This window comes from Actinoplanes sp. URMC 104, assembly GCF_051386375.1.
Taxonomy (GTDB): Bacteria; Actinomycetota; Actinomycetes; order Mycobacteriales; family Micromonosporaceae; genus Actinoplanes.
Genome location: NZ_JBPQTO010000002.1, coordinates 947,722 through 966,420, shown reverse-complemented (window position 1 = coordinate 966,420; position 18,699 = coordinate 947,722). Strand labels below are relative to the sequence as shown.

At 69.9% G+C, this 18,699-nt stretch carries 14 protein-coding genes; 9 read left to right on the top strand and 5 right to left on the bottom strand.

The window, feature by feature from the left end; translation table 11 throughout:
- Positions 1–62: 62 nt before the first annotated feature.
- The 8 genes from ACSNN8_RS05410 (at position 63) to ACSNN8_RS05375 (ending at position 9,833) form a co-directional block, all read left to right on the top strand.
- The gene (locus ACSNN8_RS05410; protein WP_436647287.1) at positions 63–1,367 is read left to right on the top strand and encodes an outer membrane protein assembly factor BamB family protein; all 1,305 of its coding nucleotides are present in this window, start codon (positions 63–65) and stop codon (positions 1,365–1,367) included.
- 9 nt (positions 1,368–1,376) lie between these two features.
- Positions 1,377–2,726: an outer membrane protein assembly factor BamB family protein gene (locus ACSNN8_RS05405; RefSeq protein WP_436647286.1), complete on the top strand. Its 1,350-nt coding sequence runs from the start codon at positions 1,377–1,379 to the stop codon at positions 2,724–2,726.
- Positions 2,727–2,761: 35 nt separating this feature from the next.
- Positions 2,762–4,042: a hypothetical protein gene (locus ACSNN8_RS05400; RefSeq protein ID WP_436647285.1), complete on the top strand. Its 1,281-nt coding sequence runs from the start codon at positions 2,762–2,764 to the stop codon at positions 4,040–4,042.
- Between the two features lie 66 nt (positions 4,043–4,108).
- Positions 4,109–4,783, top strand: a complete 675-nt coding sequence (locus ACSNN8_RS05395) for a response regulator transcription factor (RefSeq protein WP_436647284.1) — start codon at positions 4,109–4,111, stop codon at positions 4,781–4,783.
- Positions 4,780–5,997, top strand: a complete 1,218-nt coding sequence (locus ACSNN8_RS05390) for a sensor histidine kinase (RefSeq protein WP_436647283.1) — start codon at positions 4,780–4,782, stop codon at positions 5,995–5,997. The genes ACSNN8_RS05395 and ACSNN8_RS05390 overlap by 4 nt, the downstream gene beginning before the upstream one ends.
- 287 nt (positions 5,998–6,284) lie before the next feature.
- Positions 6,285–6,572: a CU044_2847 family protein gene (locus tag ACSNN8_RS05385; protein ID WP_436647282.1), complete on the top strand. Its 288-nt coding sequence runs from the start codon at positions 6,285–6,287 to the stop codon at positions 6,570–6,572.
- Positions 6,562–9,132, top strand: coding sequence for a trypsin-like serine peptidase (locus ACSNN8_RS05380; RefSeq protein WP_436647281.1), 2,571 nt, complete (start codon positions 6,562–6,564; stop codon positions 9,130–9,132). The genes ACSNN8_RS05385 and ACSNN8_RS05380 overlap by 11 nt, the downstream gene beginning before the upstream one ends.
- A gap of 404 nt (positions 9,133–9,536) precedes the next feature.
- Positions 9,537–9,833 carry a hypothetical protein gene (locus ACSNN8_RS05375; RefSeq protein ID WP_436647280.1) on the top strand — a complete coding sequence of 99 codons (297 nt, stop codon included), beginning with the start codon at positions 9,537–9,539 and terminating at the stop codon, positions 9,831–9,833.
- Between the two features lie 56 nt (positions 9,834–9,889).
- Here ACSNN8_RS05375 and ACSNN8_RS05370 read toward each other — a convergent pair whose 3' ends face one another.
- From ACSNN8_RS05370 to ACSNN8_RS05355, 4 genes are all read right to left on the bottom strand, one after another.
- Positions 9,890–10,846, bottom strand: a complete 957-nt coding sequence (locus tag ACSNN8_RS05370) for a hypothetical protein (RefSeq protein ID WP_436647279.1) — start codon at positions 10,844–10,846, stop codon at positions 9,890–9,892.
- Positions 10,847–10,997: 151 nt separating this feature from the next.
- Positions 10,998–13,052, bottom strand: coding sequence for a 3-hydroxyacyl-CoA dehydrogenase NAD-binding domain-containing protein (locus ACSNN8_RS05365; protein WP_436647278.1), 2,055 nt, complete (start codon positions 13,050–13,052; stop codon positions 10,998–11,000).
- A complete protein-coding gene (locus ACSNN8_RS05360) occupies positions 13,049–14,239 on the bottom strand; it encodes a thiolase family protein (protein WP_436647277.1) in 1,191 nt (396 codons plus the stop codon). Before ACSNN8_RS05360 ends, ACSNN8_RS05365 begins: the two co-directional genes overlap by 4 nt.
- Positions 14,240–15,299: 1,060 nt before the next feature.
- The gene (locus ACSNN8_RS05355) at positions 15,300–16,490 is read right to left on the bottom strand and encodes a ribonuclease D (protein ID WP_436649418.1); all 1,191 of its coding nucleotides are present in this window, start codon (positions 16,488–16,490) and stop codon (positions 15,300–15,302) included.
- Positions 16,491–16,927: 437 nt separating this feature from the next.
- Here ACSNN8_RS05355 and ACSNN8_RS05350 point away from each other — a divergent pair, with 437 nt between their 5' ends.
- Positions 16,928–18,109 carry a trypsin-like peptidase domain-containing protein gene (locus tag ACSNN8_RS05350; protein ID WP_436647276.1) on the top strand — a complete coding sequence of 394 codons (1,182 nt, stop codon included), beginning with the start codon at positions 16,928–16,930 and terminating at the stop codon, positions 18,107–18,109.
- Here the strand turns inward: ACSNN8_RS05350 and ACSNN8_RS05345 are convergent.
- Positions 18,106–18,672: a DUF3000 domain-containing protein gene (locus tag ACSNN8_RS05345; protein ID WP_436647275.1), complete on the bottom strand. Its 567-nt coding sequence runs from the start codon at positions 18,670–18,672 to the stop codon at positions 18,106–18,108. The two genes, ACSNN8_RS05350 and ACSNN8_RS05345, sit on opposite strands and share 4 nt — an antisense overlap.
- Between the last annotated feature and the right edge of the window lie 27 nt (positions 18,673–18,699).

The window sequence follows — 18,699 nt, the reverse complement described above, 5'->3', positions numbered from 1 at the left end:
GATAGACCGCGAAACCGGACCGGCCGAGGGCGTCGCCGTTATCCGCTCGTTACTTTTGGAGCATGACGGTTCAGGGTGACACGGTGGTCATCGATCTGGGTCTGGAGCGCGGAGAGCCGGACTCGTACGACTCGCCGCGGCGCTCCACCTTCCCGCGCTGGTTCCCGGCGGCCGTCCTCACCGCGCTGGTGCTGCTCACCGCGGGCGCCTCGGTGGCGCCCGCCAAGCCGGTGCTCACCGAGGTGTTCAGCCTGCCGATCGGGTCGGCCGACGCGTACGCGGTGACCGAGGACGGCCGGCTGCTGGCCCAGACCTTCGGCGTGCTCAGCTCGTACGCCCTGAGCGACGGCCGCACCCAGTGGGACGCGGGCCACACGCCGCCGGCCTTCCGGCTGCGGCTCGGCTCGGGCCTGGTGCTGATGCGCCCGTGGACCGCCGGGTTCCGCGAACCGGACACCACCGCGATCTCGCTGGCCGACGGCGCGCCGCGGTGGACCCGGTCCGGCTCCGTGATGACGCTCGCCGGCTCGCCGACGCTGCTCGCCGTCTCGTTCCCGCGCGGCGCGGGCGGCAGCCGGCGCGTGCAGGGCCCGATCGACGCGGTCGACCCGGTGACCGGGCGGACGCGGTGGACCGTCACGGTGCCGTCGAGCGCCGCGCTGATGGGGCTGCCCGGCCCCGGCGACTCGGGCACGCGGATGCTGCTGGTGCACGACGACCGCACGATGGCCGTGCACGACCTGGTCACCGGCGAGCGGCTGGCCGTCGCCCCGGTGCCGGCCGCCGACTACGACGCGTCCAACCCCGTGGTCGTCGACGGCGTCATCCTGCTGCGCCACCCGGGCAACCCGGGCATGGAGTTCTCGGCGTACGACCCGTCGACGCTGCGCAACCTGTGGAGCCGGCCGGCCGACGGGTTCTCCGACGCGGTCGCCTGCGGGGTGCTCGCCTGCCTGACCGGTCCGGACGGCATGCGCGCGATCGACCCGGCCACCGGGGACGAGCGCTGGTCGCGGCCGCAGTGGCGCGACCTGCAACAGGTCGGCGCCCGGTATGTCGCCTTCGGGTCGGCGGAGAACCTCCGGCCGCTCGGGCTGATCGACCCGGACACCGGCGCCCTGGCGACCGACCTCACCGGCTGGCGGCCCGTCATCGGCTCCGGCGGCGACGGAAACCTGCTGGTCACGCGGACCGAGGAGAACGGAGGCCGTACCATGGTCGCCGTCGCCCGACCGGGCGAGAGGCAGCTGCGCGTGCTGGGGCCGCTGCCGGAGGGCACCGGCGACTGCCAGGCAGCGCCCGAGCGGCTGGTGTGCCGCTCCCTGTACGGCAAGCTCGTCGTCTGGGCGTACGGCGGAAAGGGGTAGGCCTTGGCGGTGATCGAGCTGGACCTGACCGCCCCGGCCGATCAGACGCCCAGCTCCCCGCCGCCCGCCTCCCGCTACCGCCTGCCCGGCCTGCTGCTGGCCGCCGTGCTGACGCTGGTCGCCGGGGGTGCCGCGCCGATCTCGTCGGTGCTCTGGCGCTACCTCGGCTCCGTGCCCTCCCCCGAGGGGGCCGAGTCGCCGTTCCAGCTCGCCGGCGGGCGCGCCTACACCGTCGCCGGCTCCGGCGCCGATCGGGTCGCGGTCGCCTGGAGCCTGACCGGGGCGCCGCGCAAGCTGTGGACCGCCCGGTTCCCGATCCGCGTCACCGACCCCGACGCGATGAGCTGGGGCGGGCTGCAGGCCGAGCCCGCCGGCGACGTGGTGCTGCTCACCGACGGCACCGACACCACGGTCGTCGACGCGCGCACCGGCGCGACCCGGTGGACCTCGCGGATCTACGTCACGCCGCTGCCCGGCAGGCGCGTCGGGGTGGTGCAGGACAACGAGTTCCGCGCGAACACGGTGTACGACCAGGCCTCCGGCGAGCCGGGGACGCTGTACTTCTCGGCGACCGGCGAGCCGCACACCGAGCCGCCGCTGCGCAGCGAGGTCCGCGGCGTCGACCTCGCCACCGGCCGCGTGCTGTGGACCGTGGCCGCCGCCGGCTCGGTGAACGTGGCGGTGCCGCCGGACGATCCGGGCATCCTGCTGCTCTCGTCCGACCGGCTGCAGCGCATCGACGGCGGGACCGGCCAGGTCGTGCGCACGACCCCGCTGCCCGAGCGCAACGGCACCGGGCCCACCGGCAGCGAGCTGATCGACGGGACGCTGACGGTGTACTACGGACGCGGCGGCGCCGTCAGCGACGAGGTGGTGTACGCGGTGGACAGCCTCGAACAGCTGTGGGACCGGCCCGTGCCCGAGATCACCCGCGACCCGGCGAACTGCGGCGGCGTGCACTGCTCGGGCAACACCCAGGCCCTCGACGTGCTCGACTCGCGCACCGGCGAGGTGCGGTGGCGCGCGCCCGCCGACGTCGACCTGTTCCGGCACGGCGAGTACGTCGGCGAGCTGGGCAGCGACTCGGGCCTGCCGGTGCGGCTGGTCGACCCGGCCACCGGGGCCACCCGCATCGACCTGTCCGGCTGGACCATCGAGACGGCGCCCAGCAGCCGGCCCCTCCTGCTGCGCCGCAGTGCCGGCGACGGCGCCAGCGCCTTCGCCGTGGTGCCGGCCGGGCGCGGCCGGATCCAGCCGCTCGGCACCGCCGGCGGCGCGCTGAGCGACTGCACCGCCGACGAGCGCCACGTGGTCTGCCGCGTGGGTGGCGAACTGCGCATCTGGGCCTATCGGGCCTGATCCCGCCGGGCGCACAATGGGCGGGGGTGCGCCCAGTGAGCTCAGTGATCGAACTCGGCGAGATGCCCCGCGAGGCAGCCGCGCCCGTCGAGGAGGACCGGCTGGTCCCGCGCCGGGCACTGCTGACGCTGCTCTCGCTCGCGCTGGTCGCGCTGCTGACCGCCGGGGCGCCGGTGCCCGCCGTGCGCGCGCCGACCGTCGTGCCGGCCCGGCTGGGCGACACCATGTTCCTCGGCGCCGACCGGATGCTGCTGGTCACCGGGTCCAAGACGCTGGTCGCCCAGGTGAGCCGCCGGGTCGTCAGCACGTACGCCCTGCCGGACGCGCGGCTGCTCAGCCGCACCACGGTCGCCGTCTCGGGCGGCATCAACCAGGTGCTGCTCGCCGGCGACACGGTGGTGGTGTCGTACCAGGTCGACGCGAGCGGCACGTGGGCCGCGGTGGCGGTCGCCGAGGGCACCGACCGGGCCCGGTGGCGCCGCACCGCCCAGCTGATCGCCGTCTCGCTGCCGGACGACCTGGTGCTGCTCGGCACCGACGACGCGGTGCTCGGCGTCGACCTGCGCACGGGTGACACCCGCTGGAGGCTGCCGCGCCCGGCGGAGGGCTACATCGCCGAGACCGGCTGGGAGGGCGAGTTCCCGCGCTGGCTGGTGCTGCTCACCGGCTCCGGGCGGCTGGAGGCGCACGATCCGCGCACCGGCGCCCTGCTGGCGGCGCGGACCCTCGTGCCGCGGGCGGGCCGGGCGCACGGGCTGATCTGGCCGGTCGACAACCTCGTCATGGCCGACATCGGCGGGCCCGGCTTCGCCGCGTACCGGCTGCCGGACCTCGCGCCGCTCTGGCGTACCGACGCGGATCTGTCGCAGAGCTGGATGCAGGCCGGCTGCGGGCGGCTCATCTGCACCTTCCGGCACCAGCGCGGGGTGACCGCCATCGACCCCGCGACCGGGCGTGAGCTGTGGCGTTCGGACCTCTGGGCGTACGCGGAAGGGGTCGGGAACTATCTGCTGGCCACGCGGGCCGAGCGCGGGCTGGACGAACCCGGGCTGTGGGTGCTCGATCCGGCGACCGGCAAGCCGCGGGGCGACTTCGGCCGCTGGGAGTACCTCGCGCCGGCCGGGGACGGGCGCTTCTACGCCAAGCTCGACGTGCGCGGCGAGTACCTGGTGCACTACGGGCTGCTCGACCCGGAGACCCTCTCGGTACGCGTCCTCGGGACCGCCGCCGACGTGTCCAACAGCTGCCAGGCCACCGCGGGGCTGCTGATCTGCCGGCTGATCGACGCCTCGGTGGCGCTCTGGCCGCTTCGGTAGCCTTCACTTACGGCCTCTTCACACCCGGTCGGCGAGGCTGTGCGCGGCGATTCTCGGAGGTCTGCGGTGCGTGTGCTGGTGGTGGAAGACGAGCGGAACCTCTGCGACGCGATCGCGCGGGGCCTGCGGCGCAAGGGGATGGCGGTCGACGTCGCGTACGACGGTCTCCAGGGCCACGAGATGGCGTACGTCACCCGCTACGACGTGGTCGTGCTGGACCGCGACCTGCCCGGCATGCACGGCGACGAGATCTGCGCGGCGCTGGTCGAGTCGGGCGCGCTCACCCGGGTGCTGATGCTGACCGCCAGCGGCACGGTCGCCGACCGCGTCGAGGGGCTGCAGAAGGGCGCCGACGACTACCTGGCCAAGCCGTTCGCCTTCGAGGAGCTGGTGGCCCGGGTGCAGGCGCTCGGGCGGCGCGCCACGCCCGCCGCCCCGCCGGTGCTCACCGTCGGCAACCTCTCGCTCGACCAGACCCGGCGGGTGGTGACCCGCGGCGGCGTCCCGATCGAGCTGACCAACAAGGAGTTCGGCGTGCTCGAGGAGCTGCTCAAGGCGCGCGGCGGGGTGGTGTCGAGCGAGGAGCTGCTGGAACGGGTCTGGGACGCCAACACCGACCCGTTCACCACGACCGTGCGGGTGACCGTGATGACGCTGCGCAAGAAGGTGGGCGACCCGCCGTTGATCGAGACCGTGGTCGGCGCGGGCTACCGGGTGCCGGAACCGGTCGTCCTCTCATGACGGTCTACCTCGGCCGCAACCGGCGCGGTCCCGGCTTCACGCTGCGGCCCACGCTGCGGCTGCGGCTCACCCTGCTCAACGGCATCCTGCTCGTCGGCGCGGGGGCGATCCTGGTGCTGCTGGCGTGGCTGCTGGTCGGCGACGTGATGCACCCGGCCGTGGGGTTGCAGGAAGGGTCGACGGTCACGCTCGCCGACGGCACCAGCGTCGACGCGGTGAAGTGGCAGGACACGCTGGTCGGCGAGGCGTCCCGCGAGGTGCTCGTCAAGGGCCTGATCGCGCTCGTGGCGATCGGCATCATCGCGATCGCGGGCGCCTACGCGGTGGCCGGGCGGGCGCTGCGCCCGCTGCACAACGTCACCCAGACCGCGCGGCGGCTCGGCGAGGAGACCCTCGACCAGCGCATCCGCTACTCCGGGGCGGACGACGAGGTCGCCGAGCTGGCGCGCACGTTCGACGCGATGCTCGACCGGCTGGCCGGCGCGTTCGAGTCGCAGAAGCGGTTCGTGGCGAACGCCTCCCACGAGCTGCGCACCCCGCTGGCGGTCATGCGCACCGAGATCGACGTGACGCTCAGCGACGACGAGGCCGACGTCGCCGAGTACCGGCGGATGGCCAAGGTGGTGCGCAACGCGTCCGAGCGGGCCAACGGGCTGGTGGACGCGCTGCTGGTGCTGGCCCGCTCGGAGGCGCAGTCCGGGCGGCGGCTGGTGCGCAAGGTGCCGGCCGACCTGGCCATGAGCGTGACCAACGCGCTGTCGGCCGTGTCGGCGGAGGCGGAACGGCTGAAGCTGGACGTGACGACCGACCTCCAGCCCGCGCAGGTGGTGGGCGACCCGTCGCTGCTCGACCGGCTGGCGGGCAACCTGATCGAGAACGCGATCCGCTACAACCACCTGCTGGGGCGGCTGTGGCTGCGCACGTCGACGGTCGGCGGGCAGGCCAAGCTGGTCGTGGGGAACACGGGCTACGAGGTCGAGCCGGGGGACGTGCCGGGGTTGTTCGAGCCGTTCCGGCGCGGGGGCTGGGAGCGGACCGGGTCGCGGGGGTCGGGGCTGGGGTTGTCGATCGTCCGGGCCGTGTGCGACGCGCACGGCGGGACGGTGTCGGCGGTCGCCCAGGCCGGCGGAGGACTGGAGGTAACAGTCCTACTTCCGGGGGCATCCTCTACTCCAGTGGTAGCTGCTACCGCAACAGTGAAAACCGCCAGATGACGCCCGTTCTGTCGGAATACGAACTCCTCGGTGGACTACTGCAGCGCCGCACTTGCCTTAGCACCCGGCTCACGCAGGCATAGATACTACGGACTTCTAGGCTCGATCGGCAGCCTTGAATTCGGCGAACGCGAATCCTAGGCTAAATGAGGGCCCTGTCCGGGTGCCATACTGCCAATGGAGCTTTCATGCCAGGGAAGTACCTCGAGACGAGGGTCGAGGGCGCGACTGTGCTGGTGGAGACGGTCGCCTTGCCCGGTACCGAACCAACGTCAACAAGGCGTCCAATGCCCAAACGCTTCGACGAGCTAATTACAGATGCTCAAGAGGTGGTCGTCGAGGTTGCTCGTGCCGGCGCGCGGGCGGCAAGAAGCATCGCTGCGACGGTCGGTGATGCCGAGCAGTTGGAGGTGCAGTTTGGCCTCAAATTCTCCACTGAGGGAAAGATTATTTTTGCTAGTGCTGGTACTGAAGTTTCACTGAACGTGAAGTTGATATATGGACGCATTCGAAACTTCGAAGACCCAGAAAGCGAAAGTCTCCCAGATCTGGAGGCTTCCGAAGATGTCGAGTAGCTACGACTTCAATCCTGCGCCACCATTCATTGGTAGGGTTGTGTCTATTGATGGCGAAAGCCATGGCACTTGTTTTCAAGTAGCGCCGGGAGTTTTTATTACGGCGTATCACGTGACGGAGCAGGCGAGGCTGGCAAATCCAGATGGTGAAGTCTTCATCGTTCCGCTAGAAAGATCGGACGGCGCTTTTCCTCAGGCTGCCTCTGTCGAACGAGTTGCCCCCGAGGATGACCTCGCAGTGCTGGCCTCCGACCTAACGCTTGATGAAACAGTCCCACTAGTCGCAATGTCTGCTGACCAGCTCCCTGGAACAAACGTGCACTTCGTCGGTGCCGCTATACTCGATGAAGGTCTGTCGCAGCGCCATTTCGATGTTTTGGCAACAAATGGATCTTGGGAAGGGCCGGCCAGGCAGCTGGATGGGACGGTGCGCCAACGTGTAAAGGCGGATGGTGTAGAGCCGGGAATGAGCGGTTGCCCGGTGCTACGGGTTGATGACGGTGCAGTAGTCGGTGTCCTGAGCGGGCGTTACAACAGCGACGACGGCTGGTCGGCTGGCCGCGTTTGGTTAACCTCAGCTGAAAGCTTGCTTCAGATTCTACGAGGTTTCGCGGACCTTCCAGTAGATCGACGAGCGAAGGGTCTCGCCAGCCCGAATAATTTTCTCAACGAAACCCTAATTGATAGGAATCGTGTTAAAAGTAACCCCGTTATCGTCGTTCCCTCGGCCTGGCAGGACCCATGGTCTACGACTAAAGACGCGGTTTTGCGGGGCGAAATACCGGTCATCGCGGCAACGGCCGGCGTCGGGGCGACGACATTCGCAGAAAAGATACTGGCTGAGGCAACGCCAGAGTTCGTTACGCTTGTCAGGCTGGACCCCAGTGACTGGAACGAGCCGCAGATCGGCGCGATGGCATTCAAGGCGCGGCACGCTTACATCTTAGATCTCCGTGACCCCGAGCATGATCGGCCGTCTCTAGCCTTTTTGGAAGGGCTAAGCCGACTTACTGAGCGTTTGAGCAGCCTACAAAGCTACTTGGTCGTGACCGTCCGTGAACAAATCTGGCGCGGCTTAGAAGTCCGGCAAATACCGAAGTTGACCACCGTCAGGCTGACTGCGTCGCCAGATCCAGTGGAAATCGTTCACCACTACCTCGAGGTGCGAAATCCAGAAATTCTTTCTTCGCTAGGTGCTTTCGACTTCAGAAAGTACGTCGGCGGTATGAATGTCGTGCAGGCTGTAGAGGCCGTCGAGGTGATTACTGCGACGTTCTTGAAAGCCAGCACTGGCAGGAATCAACCAGGTTTCGTTGCTGCATTAACTGAAGTGCTCGATGATCATGCGGAGGAGTTGGACGACTTATTCGCGGATTCTCATACGGCAGTGACGCAAGACGGGAGCGGAGCTAAAAGCGCCCCACTGTCATTGCCGGACCGCTGTCTTATGCTGTCTTTAGCTTTGCGTAGATCATCTACCATTGGTCAAATAGAAACAGATGCCAGAAGTCTGGAGGCGGTCCTTTCAGGGTCTAGTCAGGCAAACTTAGCCGGTCGTCAATCGGCTGCATTAACTCTTGCTGGAGCAGGCCTGCGTGGCCGTTTAAAAAGAATAAAAGCAAGTCCTACTAGGGGCGAGGCCGTCGTATTTGATAGGTCTAGTATGCCTGATGCAGTAGTTTTCTACGTATGGGATAACTATGAGCCGGTTCGAGCTGCGCTCGCCGACTGGTTAGTTGGCGCGGTTGGCGAAGGTAGGATGGCGCAGGAAACTGCCGTCGCATGGCTGACCGAACTTATACGGCGTAATGAGAGTATTGATTTCGTTCGCACTGACTTGGCGAAAGCATCTAAGAGTCGACAACAGACGCAAGTTTTGGCCGCTGTTCTAGCTGAGCTGATATTAAATCAACACTTGCGCCGAAGATGTGAGAGAGTTTTATACGATTGGTCCGTTCGACTTGACTTCCAAGAAGTTGTTATTGACGTTTCCGCTAGAATATTGCGTTCTGATAGGTCGGTTATTGGTTTGCGGAGGTTGCAGCGCGTCAGTGACTATCCCAAGACGGCGGCTACGTCATTAAGTAAAGTACAAGACGTCTTCGCTGGGGCGTTCGGCGAAGACCTCATTAGGGAAAAGGTATTACCAGCGCTTATTTCCTGGTTTCGCGAAGCGCCCACAATGAAATCCTCCAGAATGGCTTTCGCTGCTCTATTGACCGTTCGTGTCGGCAGCATTCCCTGGATTTTTTCCGCGGAGGCTCATGGGTTTGACCTCAATGTGATGTTGAGTGAGGTAATCTATGATGCTTCGTTGGCTGAACCGCTCGTAAATCTTTTGCAGGAGGTCGGGGATGATCCTCTTATGTACGCCAGGGCGGTTGATAGCCTCGCTTCCGCTGCAGCCTTCACTGGATCGATCAGCGTTCTGATGCGGTTGGCTGACAGAATTCGACGCCTCGACGATGTTCCCTCGAGAGATGTCCTTCGAGATTTGTCGGCTCGTATGAAATTGAGCCACGTAGGAAACCTTGATGGTGAAGGTGCTCCCGCGGTATGAAGTTATGGCCCGGTCGGTCGCAGATGAGCGCCTTTAGCTTAGAGCCGTTATGGGCACCGTCGGCCACTGCAGGTGCTAATTTCTCAGTTGCCTTCAAGGCCTACTTCAAATGCGGTCCAGCGTTTCATCGAGATCCTCTAAGCTGCGTTCGTGCGTACGTCGCGGATGTAATATGTGAAGTTAGCACCGGCTGGGATGCAGACCAGCCAAGAAGCTTCGAAGATGCAATCAACGCTTGCCTTGGTGTCCCGGTCGACAGTAGGCAAGGCACGTTTCGGGACCTAACTGCCGAAGTCCGCGTTTCAGTAGCGGAAGACGCGCGTCAGATTGCGGCAGCTTCGAGGGCTGATAAGGCACTAACAGAGCGTCTCCGGTATATGAAGGAAACAGTATACTCGGACCCTATGCTTGTCGCTCTACTGCATTTTGATCGCCATCCAGACCAGGATTTGAACATGGCGCGACTCGATGAGTTCCGGCGGCTATCCGATAGCTTTCGCGCTTCGGAAAGTTGGTGGGCTCCAATTATGAATGCATGGAACGACCTCGCCAGTAAGACCGAGGCGCATGGGGAAGTCATGGCGGCGATGGATGTACTGAAGGACGCTATATTGCGTCTTGATTCGCGCCTGGCCGCTGAGCATGGCCTTGGTGCAACACGCGAGGGGGCGGCCGGTGGAGTCGACCGCCCCCTCGGTTAAGTTGGGTGGAGTATAACGTTCATTTTTGGAGGCCGCGGCGGCCATGCTTGACAGGGTCAGTCCTTCTTTTCGACCTGGGCGCGGAGCTTGGGGAACTCGGACTTGGCGCTGCCGACCGACTTGAAGTACCAGATGAACATGCCGACGCTGCCCTCGTCCGCCCACGCGCAGATCGCGAGGTCGATGTCCGAGGTCTCGGAGGCGCCGCACTTGGCGGCGCCGCCCAGCGCTCCGGTGGGGGCGTTCGAGATCTTGTCGATCTTCAGGCCGCCGATGCCGGCGCCGGTGAAGGTGGCGTCGAGCTCCTTCTGCGGGTCGGGGATGGGGGCCTCGGCGGCGGCGAGGATGACGATGTCGCGGTCGGCCACGTCGCCGTAGAGCGCGCCGACCGTGTCGGTGGCGCCGGGCACGTCGGCGAGGCCGTTCTTGAGCTGCTCGGCGATCGCGTCGAAGCGGTTGGAGGTCAGCTTGTCGCGGCCGCCCAGCTTGGTGGGCTCCGAGATGCGTACGGTCGCGGTCGTCGGCTCGGGCGCGGGGTCGCCGGTCGTCCCGGTCGGCGCGGTGGTGGTGACGCCGGTGACGGTGGTGTCGTCGATCTGGTTCTTGCCGATCATGTAGAGCGCGACCACGCCGCCGACGCAGAGCACCAGCACGATCGCGACCGAGATCAGGACGATCGGGAGGACCTTGGACTTCCGCTTCGGGGGCGGCTGCGGCGAGAAGCCGGGCTGGCCGAATCCGGGCTGCTGGCCGTATCCGGGCTGCTGGCCGTACTGCGGCTGGCCGTACTGCTGCCCGTACGGCGGCGGGGGTGGCGGCGGCGTCTGGCCGTACTCGGGCTGCTGACCGTAGGAGGGCTGACCGTACGACGGTTGCCCGTAGGAAGGCTGGCCGGAGGACGGGTACGGGGTGGTCGGCGGGTAGTCGGGTTGCCCCGCGGGCGGCTGGTACGGCGGCTGGCCGGAGGAGGACTCGCCGGGGTACGGCTGGCCGGGGTACGGGGGCTGCGACATCAAGCGCTCCAGAGATCGGGTACCGGCCGAGCCTAGCGGCCGCCGATGATCTCGCACGTCAGCCGTTCTGCGAGGTGAGACGGGTCGTACGGGCGAAAAGGGCGACGTCCCGCGCCCGGGGGCAGGGCGCGGGACGTCGGCGGCGGGAACGTCAGGCGGGCAGGCTCGCGACGCCCCGGGGCAGGAACCGCTTGCCGGTCACCCGTTCGGAGGTGCCGCTGCGGTCCAGGTACGGCGTGACGCCGCCCAGGTGGAACGGATAGCCGGCGCCGAGGATCATGCATAGGTCGATGTCCTGCGGCTCGGCGACCACGCCCTCGTCGAGCATGATGCGGATCTCCTCGGCCAGAGCGTCGAGGGCCTTCCGCCGTACGTCCTCGGCCGTCAGCGGCTCCGAGCCGCCCGCCACCAGCTCGGCCACGGCGGGGTTGATCTCGTCGTCGACCATGACCGGCAGCCCGGAGTCCACGATCTTCTTGAGGTTCGGCGACTCGGCGAACCGGTCGGGGAACGCCCGGTGCAGCGTCTCGCCGACGTGGTACGCGACGGCCGGCCCCACGAGCTGCAGCAGCGCGATGGGACGCATCGGCAGGCCCAGCGGGTCCATCGCCACGTTCACCACCTCGAGCGGGGTGCCGGCGTCGATGGCCCGGAAGATCTCGCTGGTGACCCGGGTGAGCAGCCGGTTGACCACGAACGCCGGGGCGTCCTTGACCAGCACGGACGACTTCTTGAGCTCCCTGCCCACCGCGAACGCCGTGGCCAGCGTCGCGTCGTCGGTCCGCTCGCCCTTGACGATCTCGAGGAGCGGCAGCACGGCGACCGGGTTGAAGAAGTGGAAGCCGACGACCCGCTCGGGGTGCTCGAGGTCGGCGGCCATCTCGGTCACCGACAGCGAGCTGGTGTTCGTCGCGAGGACGGCCTCGGGCGTGACGATCTTCTCGAGCTCGGCCCAGATCTGCTTCTTGAGGTCGAGGTTCTCGAAGACCGCCTCGATCACGAAGTCCGCGTCCGCGAAGACCGACTTGTCGACCGAGCCGCTGACCAGGCCGCGCAGCTTGGCGGCCGTGCCCTCGTCGAGGCGGCCCTTGCCGACCAGCTTGTCGATCTGGCCGGTCACGTACTGCACGCCTTTGTCGACGCGGGCCTGGTCGAGGTCGGTGAGCACGACCGGGACCTGAAGCCGCCGCGCGAACAGCAGCGCGAGCTGCGAGGCCATCAGGCCGGCGCCGACGATGCCGACCTTGGTGACCTTGCGGGCCAGCGACTTGTCGGGCACGCCGACCGGCCGCTTGGCCCGCCGCTGCACCAGGTCGAAGGCGTACAGGCTGGCCCTCGACTCGTCACCCAGGATCAGGTCGGCGAGCGCCTGCGTCTCGGCCGCGGTGCCGTCGGAGAAGGTCGCGTCCTTGGCGAGGGCGAGCAGCTCGAGGGCCTTGTTGGCGGACGGGACCGCGCCGTGCAGCTTCTCGTCGAGCTGCTGCTTGGCGAAGAACAGCACGCCCTCCCACATGTCCTTGTCGACCTCGGGCCGCTGGACGGTCACCTTGCCGTCGACCACCGCGGCCGCCCACTCGAGCGAGCGCTCGAGGAAGTCGGCGGGCTCGAACAGCTGGTCGGCGACGCCGAGCTCGACCGCCTCCTTCGGACGCAGCACCTTCTGGGTGAGCGGGTTCTGCAGGATGACCTGGGCCGCGCCGGGCACGCCGATCAGGTTGGGCAGCAGCTGGCTGCCGCCCCAGCCGGGGATCAGGCCGATCGCGACCTCGGGCAGGCCCAGGGCCGCCGCGCCGCCGGAGACCGTACGGTAATGGCAGTGCAGCGCGACCTCGAGGCCGCCGCCCAGGGCAGCGCCGTTGATGAACGCGAAGGTCGGGATCGTCGAGTTCTTGAGCCGGGCGAACACGCGGTGGCCCAGCTCGCCGAGCTCGACGGCCTGCTCGCGGCTCTGCAGCAGCGGGATGCCGGTGATGTCCGCGCCGACGCAGAAGATGTACGGCTTGCCGGTGATCGCGATGAACGCCGGCTCCGCCTCGGTCGCCTTGGTGATCGCCTCGTCGAGCGACGCGAGGCCGCCGGGGCCGAAGCTGTTGGGCTTCTTGTAGTCGAGCCCGTTGTCCAGCGTGATCAACGCGGCCTTGCGGTCGCCGACCTGCACGAGGCGGACGAGCGCCTTGGTGACGACCTCGTTCGGGTGCTCGATCACTTCGCCTCCCACAGCGGGTTCTCCCAGATCACGGTGCCGCCCATGCCGATGCCGATGCACATGGCGGTGAGGCCGTAGCGGACCTCGGGGTGCTCGGCGAAGTGCCGCGCGAGCTGCGTCATCAGGCGTACGCCCGAGGACGCGAGCGGGTGGCCGATGGCGATCGCGCCGCCCCACGGGTTGACCCGCGGGTCGTCGTCGGCGATGCCGTAGTGGTCGAGGAACGCCAGCACCTGGACCGCGAACGCCTCGTTCAGCTCGAACAGGCCGATGTCGTCGATCGTGAGGCCGGCCTTCTTGAGCGCCTTCTCCGTGGACGGGATCGGGCCGTACCCCATGATCTCGGGCTCGACGCCGACGAAGCCGTACGACACCATCCGCATCGCGACGGGCAGGCCCAGCTCGCGCGCCGTCTCCTCGCTCGCGAGCAGGGCGGCGGTGGCGCCGTCGTTGAGGCCGGCCGCGTTGCCCGCGGTCACCCGGCCGTGCGGGCGGAACGGGGTCTTGAGGGTCGCGAGCTTCTCCATCGAGGTCTCGCGCGGCGCCTCGTCCGCGGTCGCGAGGCCCCAGCCCTGCTCGGCGCTGCGGATCGCGACGGGCACCAGGTCGGGCTGCAGCTTGCCGTCCGCGTACGCCTTGGCCGTCTTCAGCTGCGAGTTGAGCCCGTAGCGGTCGGCGCGCTCCTTGGTGATCTGCGGCAGCCGGTCGTGCAGGTTCTCCGCCGTCGAGCCCATCACCAGCGCGGACGGGTCGACCAGCTTCTCGGCCAGGATGCGCGGGTTGGGGTCGACGCCCTCGCCCATCGGGTGCCGGCCCATGTGCTCGACGCCGCCGGCGATCGCCACGTCGTAGGCGCCCATCGCGATGCCGCCCGCCACGTTCGTCACGGCGGTCATGGCGCCCGCGCACATGCGGTCGATCGCGTAGCCGGGGACGGTCTTGGGCAGGCCGGACAGCAGCGCGGCGGTGCGGCCGATCGTCAGGCCCTGGTCGCCGATCTGGGTGGTGGCCGCGATGGCGACCTCGTCCACCCGGTCGGGCGGGAGCTGGGGGTTGCGGCGCAGCAGCTCGCGGATGCAGCGGATGACCAGATCGTCGGCGCGGGTCTCGGCGTACATGCCGCCCGCCTTGCCGAACGGGGTGCGGACGCCGTCGACGAAGACGACCTCGCGTACTTCACGGGGCACGGGACCTCCTAGGGCGGTGGTGAGTGAATGCTACTCGCCAGTAACTAGGGCGTGCCACCGCCTCCGGGGAACTTCACAGAGCCGTCGCGCGGCGCGTCCTGTTCCAGCATCCCGGGGAGTCGGTCGCGGCGCTCGCCGATCACCGGAGACCTCGCCCTCGGGGCTGGACCGTTCGGGGGAAAGAGTCGATCTCGCGGCGGGCGTAGCTTCACGCTATGGGCAAGCCGTTCAGGTGCCGCATCGGGTGGCACAAATGGGTGCGGCGCTACAACCCGGATGGCGCCGGATATGGGCAGTGTGCGCGCTGCGGGCGGGACGACGGTGCGGCCAAGGTCGTCGGGCCCGGGAACTTCGGGTAAGTCGGCACATTCTCGGCTGTGGAAAACCCGGGCGGCGGGGTGGCGGGGGCGTAGGTTCGGCCCCGTCCCTGGGTGGGCGGGGGAGGCGGTGGCCCACCCGCAAAAGCCGCATTTCGGGCGGCGTGTGGGCGGGATGCCGCTTCGGGTGGCTGTGCGTTCGAGGCCGGCGGGCAGGCGGTGCGCGGGGGTGGGCGTGGCGTGGCGGTGCGCGGTGCCGCGGGGCGGTGCGCGGGCACGGCGGTGGGCGCGGGGCGGGGTCAAGCCGTGCGCGGCCAGAGCGGGTAGGCAGCCGGAGCGGGCAGAGCGGCGAGCCGTGCGCGGGCATGGCTGGGGGTGCGAAGGCGCGGCTGGGCGGTGCGCGGGCACGGCGCGGCGGGCGATGCCCGGTCAGGGAGTGTGGGGCGGGGCGCGGGCACGGCAGGCGGTCCGTGGGCACGGCTGGGCAGGGCGCGGGCACGGCAGGGCGGTCCAGCGGGCACGGCAGGGCGATGCGCGGGCACGGCAGGGCGGTCCCTGGGCGCGGCAGGGCGGTCCCTGGGCGCGGCAGGGCGGTGCGCGGGCGCGGCAGGGCGGTGCGCGGGCGCGGCAAGGCGGTGCGCGGGCACGGCTGGGCGGTCCAGCGGGCACGGCTGGGCGGGGCGCGGGCCGCGGTCAGGGAGTGTGGGCGGGGCGCGGGCAGGCGGTCGGGCGCTGCCCGCGGGTCACGCCGTCGGGGCGGGTAGGACGGTGGCCAGCTGGTCGGCCAGCAGGGTGATCTGCCAGTTGCGGGCGCCGAAGCCGCGCAGGGTGTCGCCCACGGTCTGCGGGGTGATCTCGTCGGGTGGGGACCAGGCGAGACGGCGTACGAAATCGGGGCTGACCAGGTTTTCGGGCGGCAGCTGGTGGGCCTCGGCGGTGGCTACGACGACCGCGCGGCAGCGGGCCAGGCGGGCGGCGGCCACCGGGTCGCGTTCGGCCCATCGGTGCGGCGGGGGTGGGCCCTCGACGGGCTGGTTGACGGGCAGGGCGTCGTCGGGCAGGGCGCGGGCCTCGTCGAGCGCGTCGAGCCAGACGCGGGCCAGGCGGCGCACCGAGCGGCCGCCGAAGCCGGCGATGGCCAGCAGGCTGCGCTCGTCCTTGGGGTCGGCCTCGGCGGCGGCGACGATCGCGGAGTCGGGCAGCACCCGGCCGGGGGCCGAGTCGCGGCGGGCGGCGACGCCGTCGCGGGCGTACCAGAGGGCGCGTACGCGCGACTGGGCGCGGGCGCCGCGGACACGGTGTATTCCGGAGGTCCGGCGCCAGGGGTCGGGGCGTACCCGGGGCGGGCGGTCGGCGCTGGCGACCAGCGCGGCGAACTCCTCGGCGGCCCACGCGGACTTGCCCTGCCGGTCGAGCTCGGCGGCCAGGTGGTCGCGCAGGTCGGTGAGCAGCTCGACGTCGAGCGCGGCGTACGTCAGCCACGACTCGGGCAGCGGGCGGGTCGACCAGTCGGCGGCGGAGTGGTGCTTCTCGAGCGAATAGCCCAGCAGCTGCTCGGTGAGCGCCGCCAGGCCGACGCGCTCGAAGCCGGCCAGCCGCGCGGCCAGCTCGGTGTCGAACAGCCGGCGGGGCTTCATGCCGATCTCGGCCAGGCAGGCGAGGTCCTGGCTGGCGGCGTGCAGCACCCACTCGCTGTCGGCCAGCGCGGCGTCGAGGGTGCGCAGGTCGTCGAGGGGCAGCGGGTCGATCAGCACGGTCCCGGCGCCGGCGCGGCGCAGCTGCACCAGGTAGGCGCGCTGGGTGTAGCGGTAGCCGGAGGCGCGCTCGGCGTCGACCGCGACCGGGCCGGAACCGGCGATCATGCGGCGCACGACGTCGGCGAGCTCCTCGGGCGTCTCCACCGGGCGCGGCGTGCCCTCGCGCGGAGCCGTCAGCGGAACCGGCTCGGCGGCGGCCGGAGCGGGATCCGCGGCGGACGCAGCGGGCTCGGCGGCGACCGTGGTGGGCTCGGCGGCGAAAGCGGCGACCGCGGCGACCGCGGCGGGCTCGGCGGACGGGACGGCGTCGGCGGTGGGCAGGACGGGGGCCGCGGTGGCGGCGGTGGGGTCCGCGGGGAGCGGAACGGGCTCGGGACCGCCAGACGTCGGGTCGGGCGAGTCGGCGTGCGGTCGTCCGTCCCTCTCGGGCTCCGGCGTGTCCCGACGGCGCAGGGGTGCTTCGTCGGTCACTCCGTAACCGTACGGGGAGGTGTCCCCGGCTGCTTGCAGCCGGGTACCGGCGCGCCGTTTCTCGATCGACAACGGGACTGATCCGGCGGGCGGTTTTCTCCGTACTACCTCCCGCAGCGCCGATACCCGGGAGGCCGCGCCGGATGACCATGACCTACGAACCGTTCACCCCTGCGGGCTCGGGTGAGCAGCGCCGATACGACGGGCGGCGCCGCGCCGACGAGCGTCCCGCGGACGGTGGGGGCCGCTGGAACGAGCCGGCGGCCGACCCGTGGGGTGAGCCGGCGGCCGACCCGTGGGGGCAGCAGCAGTGGGTCGAGGACCCGCGCTGGGCCGGTGAGCAGGGCTGGGCCGACGACCAGCACGCGGGCGCGGGCCGGCGCGGGGCGTCGGACCAGCGCGCGGAAGCGGGCCGGCTCGGGGTCGAGGACCGCCGGCCGGGCGAGCAGCGCTGGGAGCAGGCCGCGCCCGTCCCGCAGCAACGGCACCGCGGGTGGGCTCCCGCGGCGCAGCCGGGCGAGCAGCCTTCCTGGCACGCGGACGTGGCACCCCGGACGGCCGAGCCCGGACCGCTCCCGCAGCGCGCCCCCGCCGGTCGCCGCAAGCCGCTGGTGATCGGCCTGGTGGTCCTGCTGGCGCTGGTGGCGGGGTGGCAGGCGTACCGGATCGAGGGAATGAGCCGGCACAACCAGGACCTCGCGTCCGTGCTGTCGGCCGAGCAGACCCGCACCGACCGGCTCGAGAAGCAGCTCGCCGGCATGTTCGACCCCGAGGGCGTCTCGTCGGGCGTGCTGCCCAGCGTGTTCCGGGTGCGCGCGGGCGGCTTCACCGGCACCGCGTTCTCGGTCGGCAAGGCGCCGGGCAACCAGGCCAACCTGGTCACGAACTACCACGTGGTCGCCGAGACGTGGACCGGCGGCGGCCGGCGGGTGTCGCTCGAGCGCGGCTCCACCCGGATCACCGCCACGATCGTCAAGGTCGACAAGGGCAAGGACCTGGCGCTGCTGCGGGCCGGGCAGCGGATCGCCGGTCTGCAGGCCTCGACCGCGCAGGTCAAGCCGGGCCAGCAGGTCGTGGTCGTGGGCGCGCCGCTGGGTCTGGACGACTCGGTCACCACCGGCGTGATCAGCGCCTACCGGCCCGACGACGCCGACGGGCCGACGATCCAGTTCGACGCGCCGATCAACCCGGGCAACTCGGGTGGCCCGGTGGTCAACGCCAACGAGCAGGTGGTCGGCGTGGCCACGGCCAAGGCCAAGGACGCCGAGGGCATCGGCCTGGCCATTCCGATCAGGACGGCCTGCGACGCCCTGAAGGTCTGCTAGCCCACGTGCTGCCGGTGGCCCAGCGCTGACACCCCGGGCGGCGGCAGCCCGGCCGTGGAGGCCAGCATCGCGCACCAGCCGCGCAGGTGGGCGCCGAAGTCGTCGCCGGTCGGCGTCCACGAGGCGCGCACCTCGAGGTCGGCGGTGGGCGCCGGGCCGGCCAGCTCGCCGAAGCGGGTCGAGGTCGTCTGGGTGATGGTGCCGCCGATCGCGGTGTACGCGGCGGCGTGCTGCTCGAGCGCGTCGGTCAGCCAGGTCCACGCCACCGCCGACAGCATCGGGTCGCCGGCGAGGTCGTCCTCGAGCTCCGCGGTGACCAGCGTGACGAGCCGGATGTCGCCGTGCCACGCCTCGTGCCCGGCCGGGTCGTGCAGCAGGATCAGCCGTCCGCCGGCCACCTCGTCGCCGCCGCGCAGCACGGTCGCGGACAGCGCGAACGCGTACGGCGCAAGCTTTTGCGGGGCGGCGATCTCCTCGAGCAGGATCTCGTCCCGTGGCGTCGCGGCCCGCAGAGCGTCGACCGCGCGGGCGAACGCTTCGGGCACAGCGGAGGGGGACGCCATGGGGGAAGACTATGCCGCCGCGCGCTG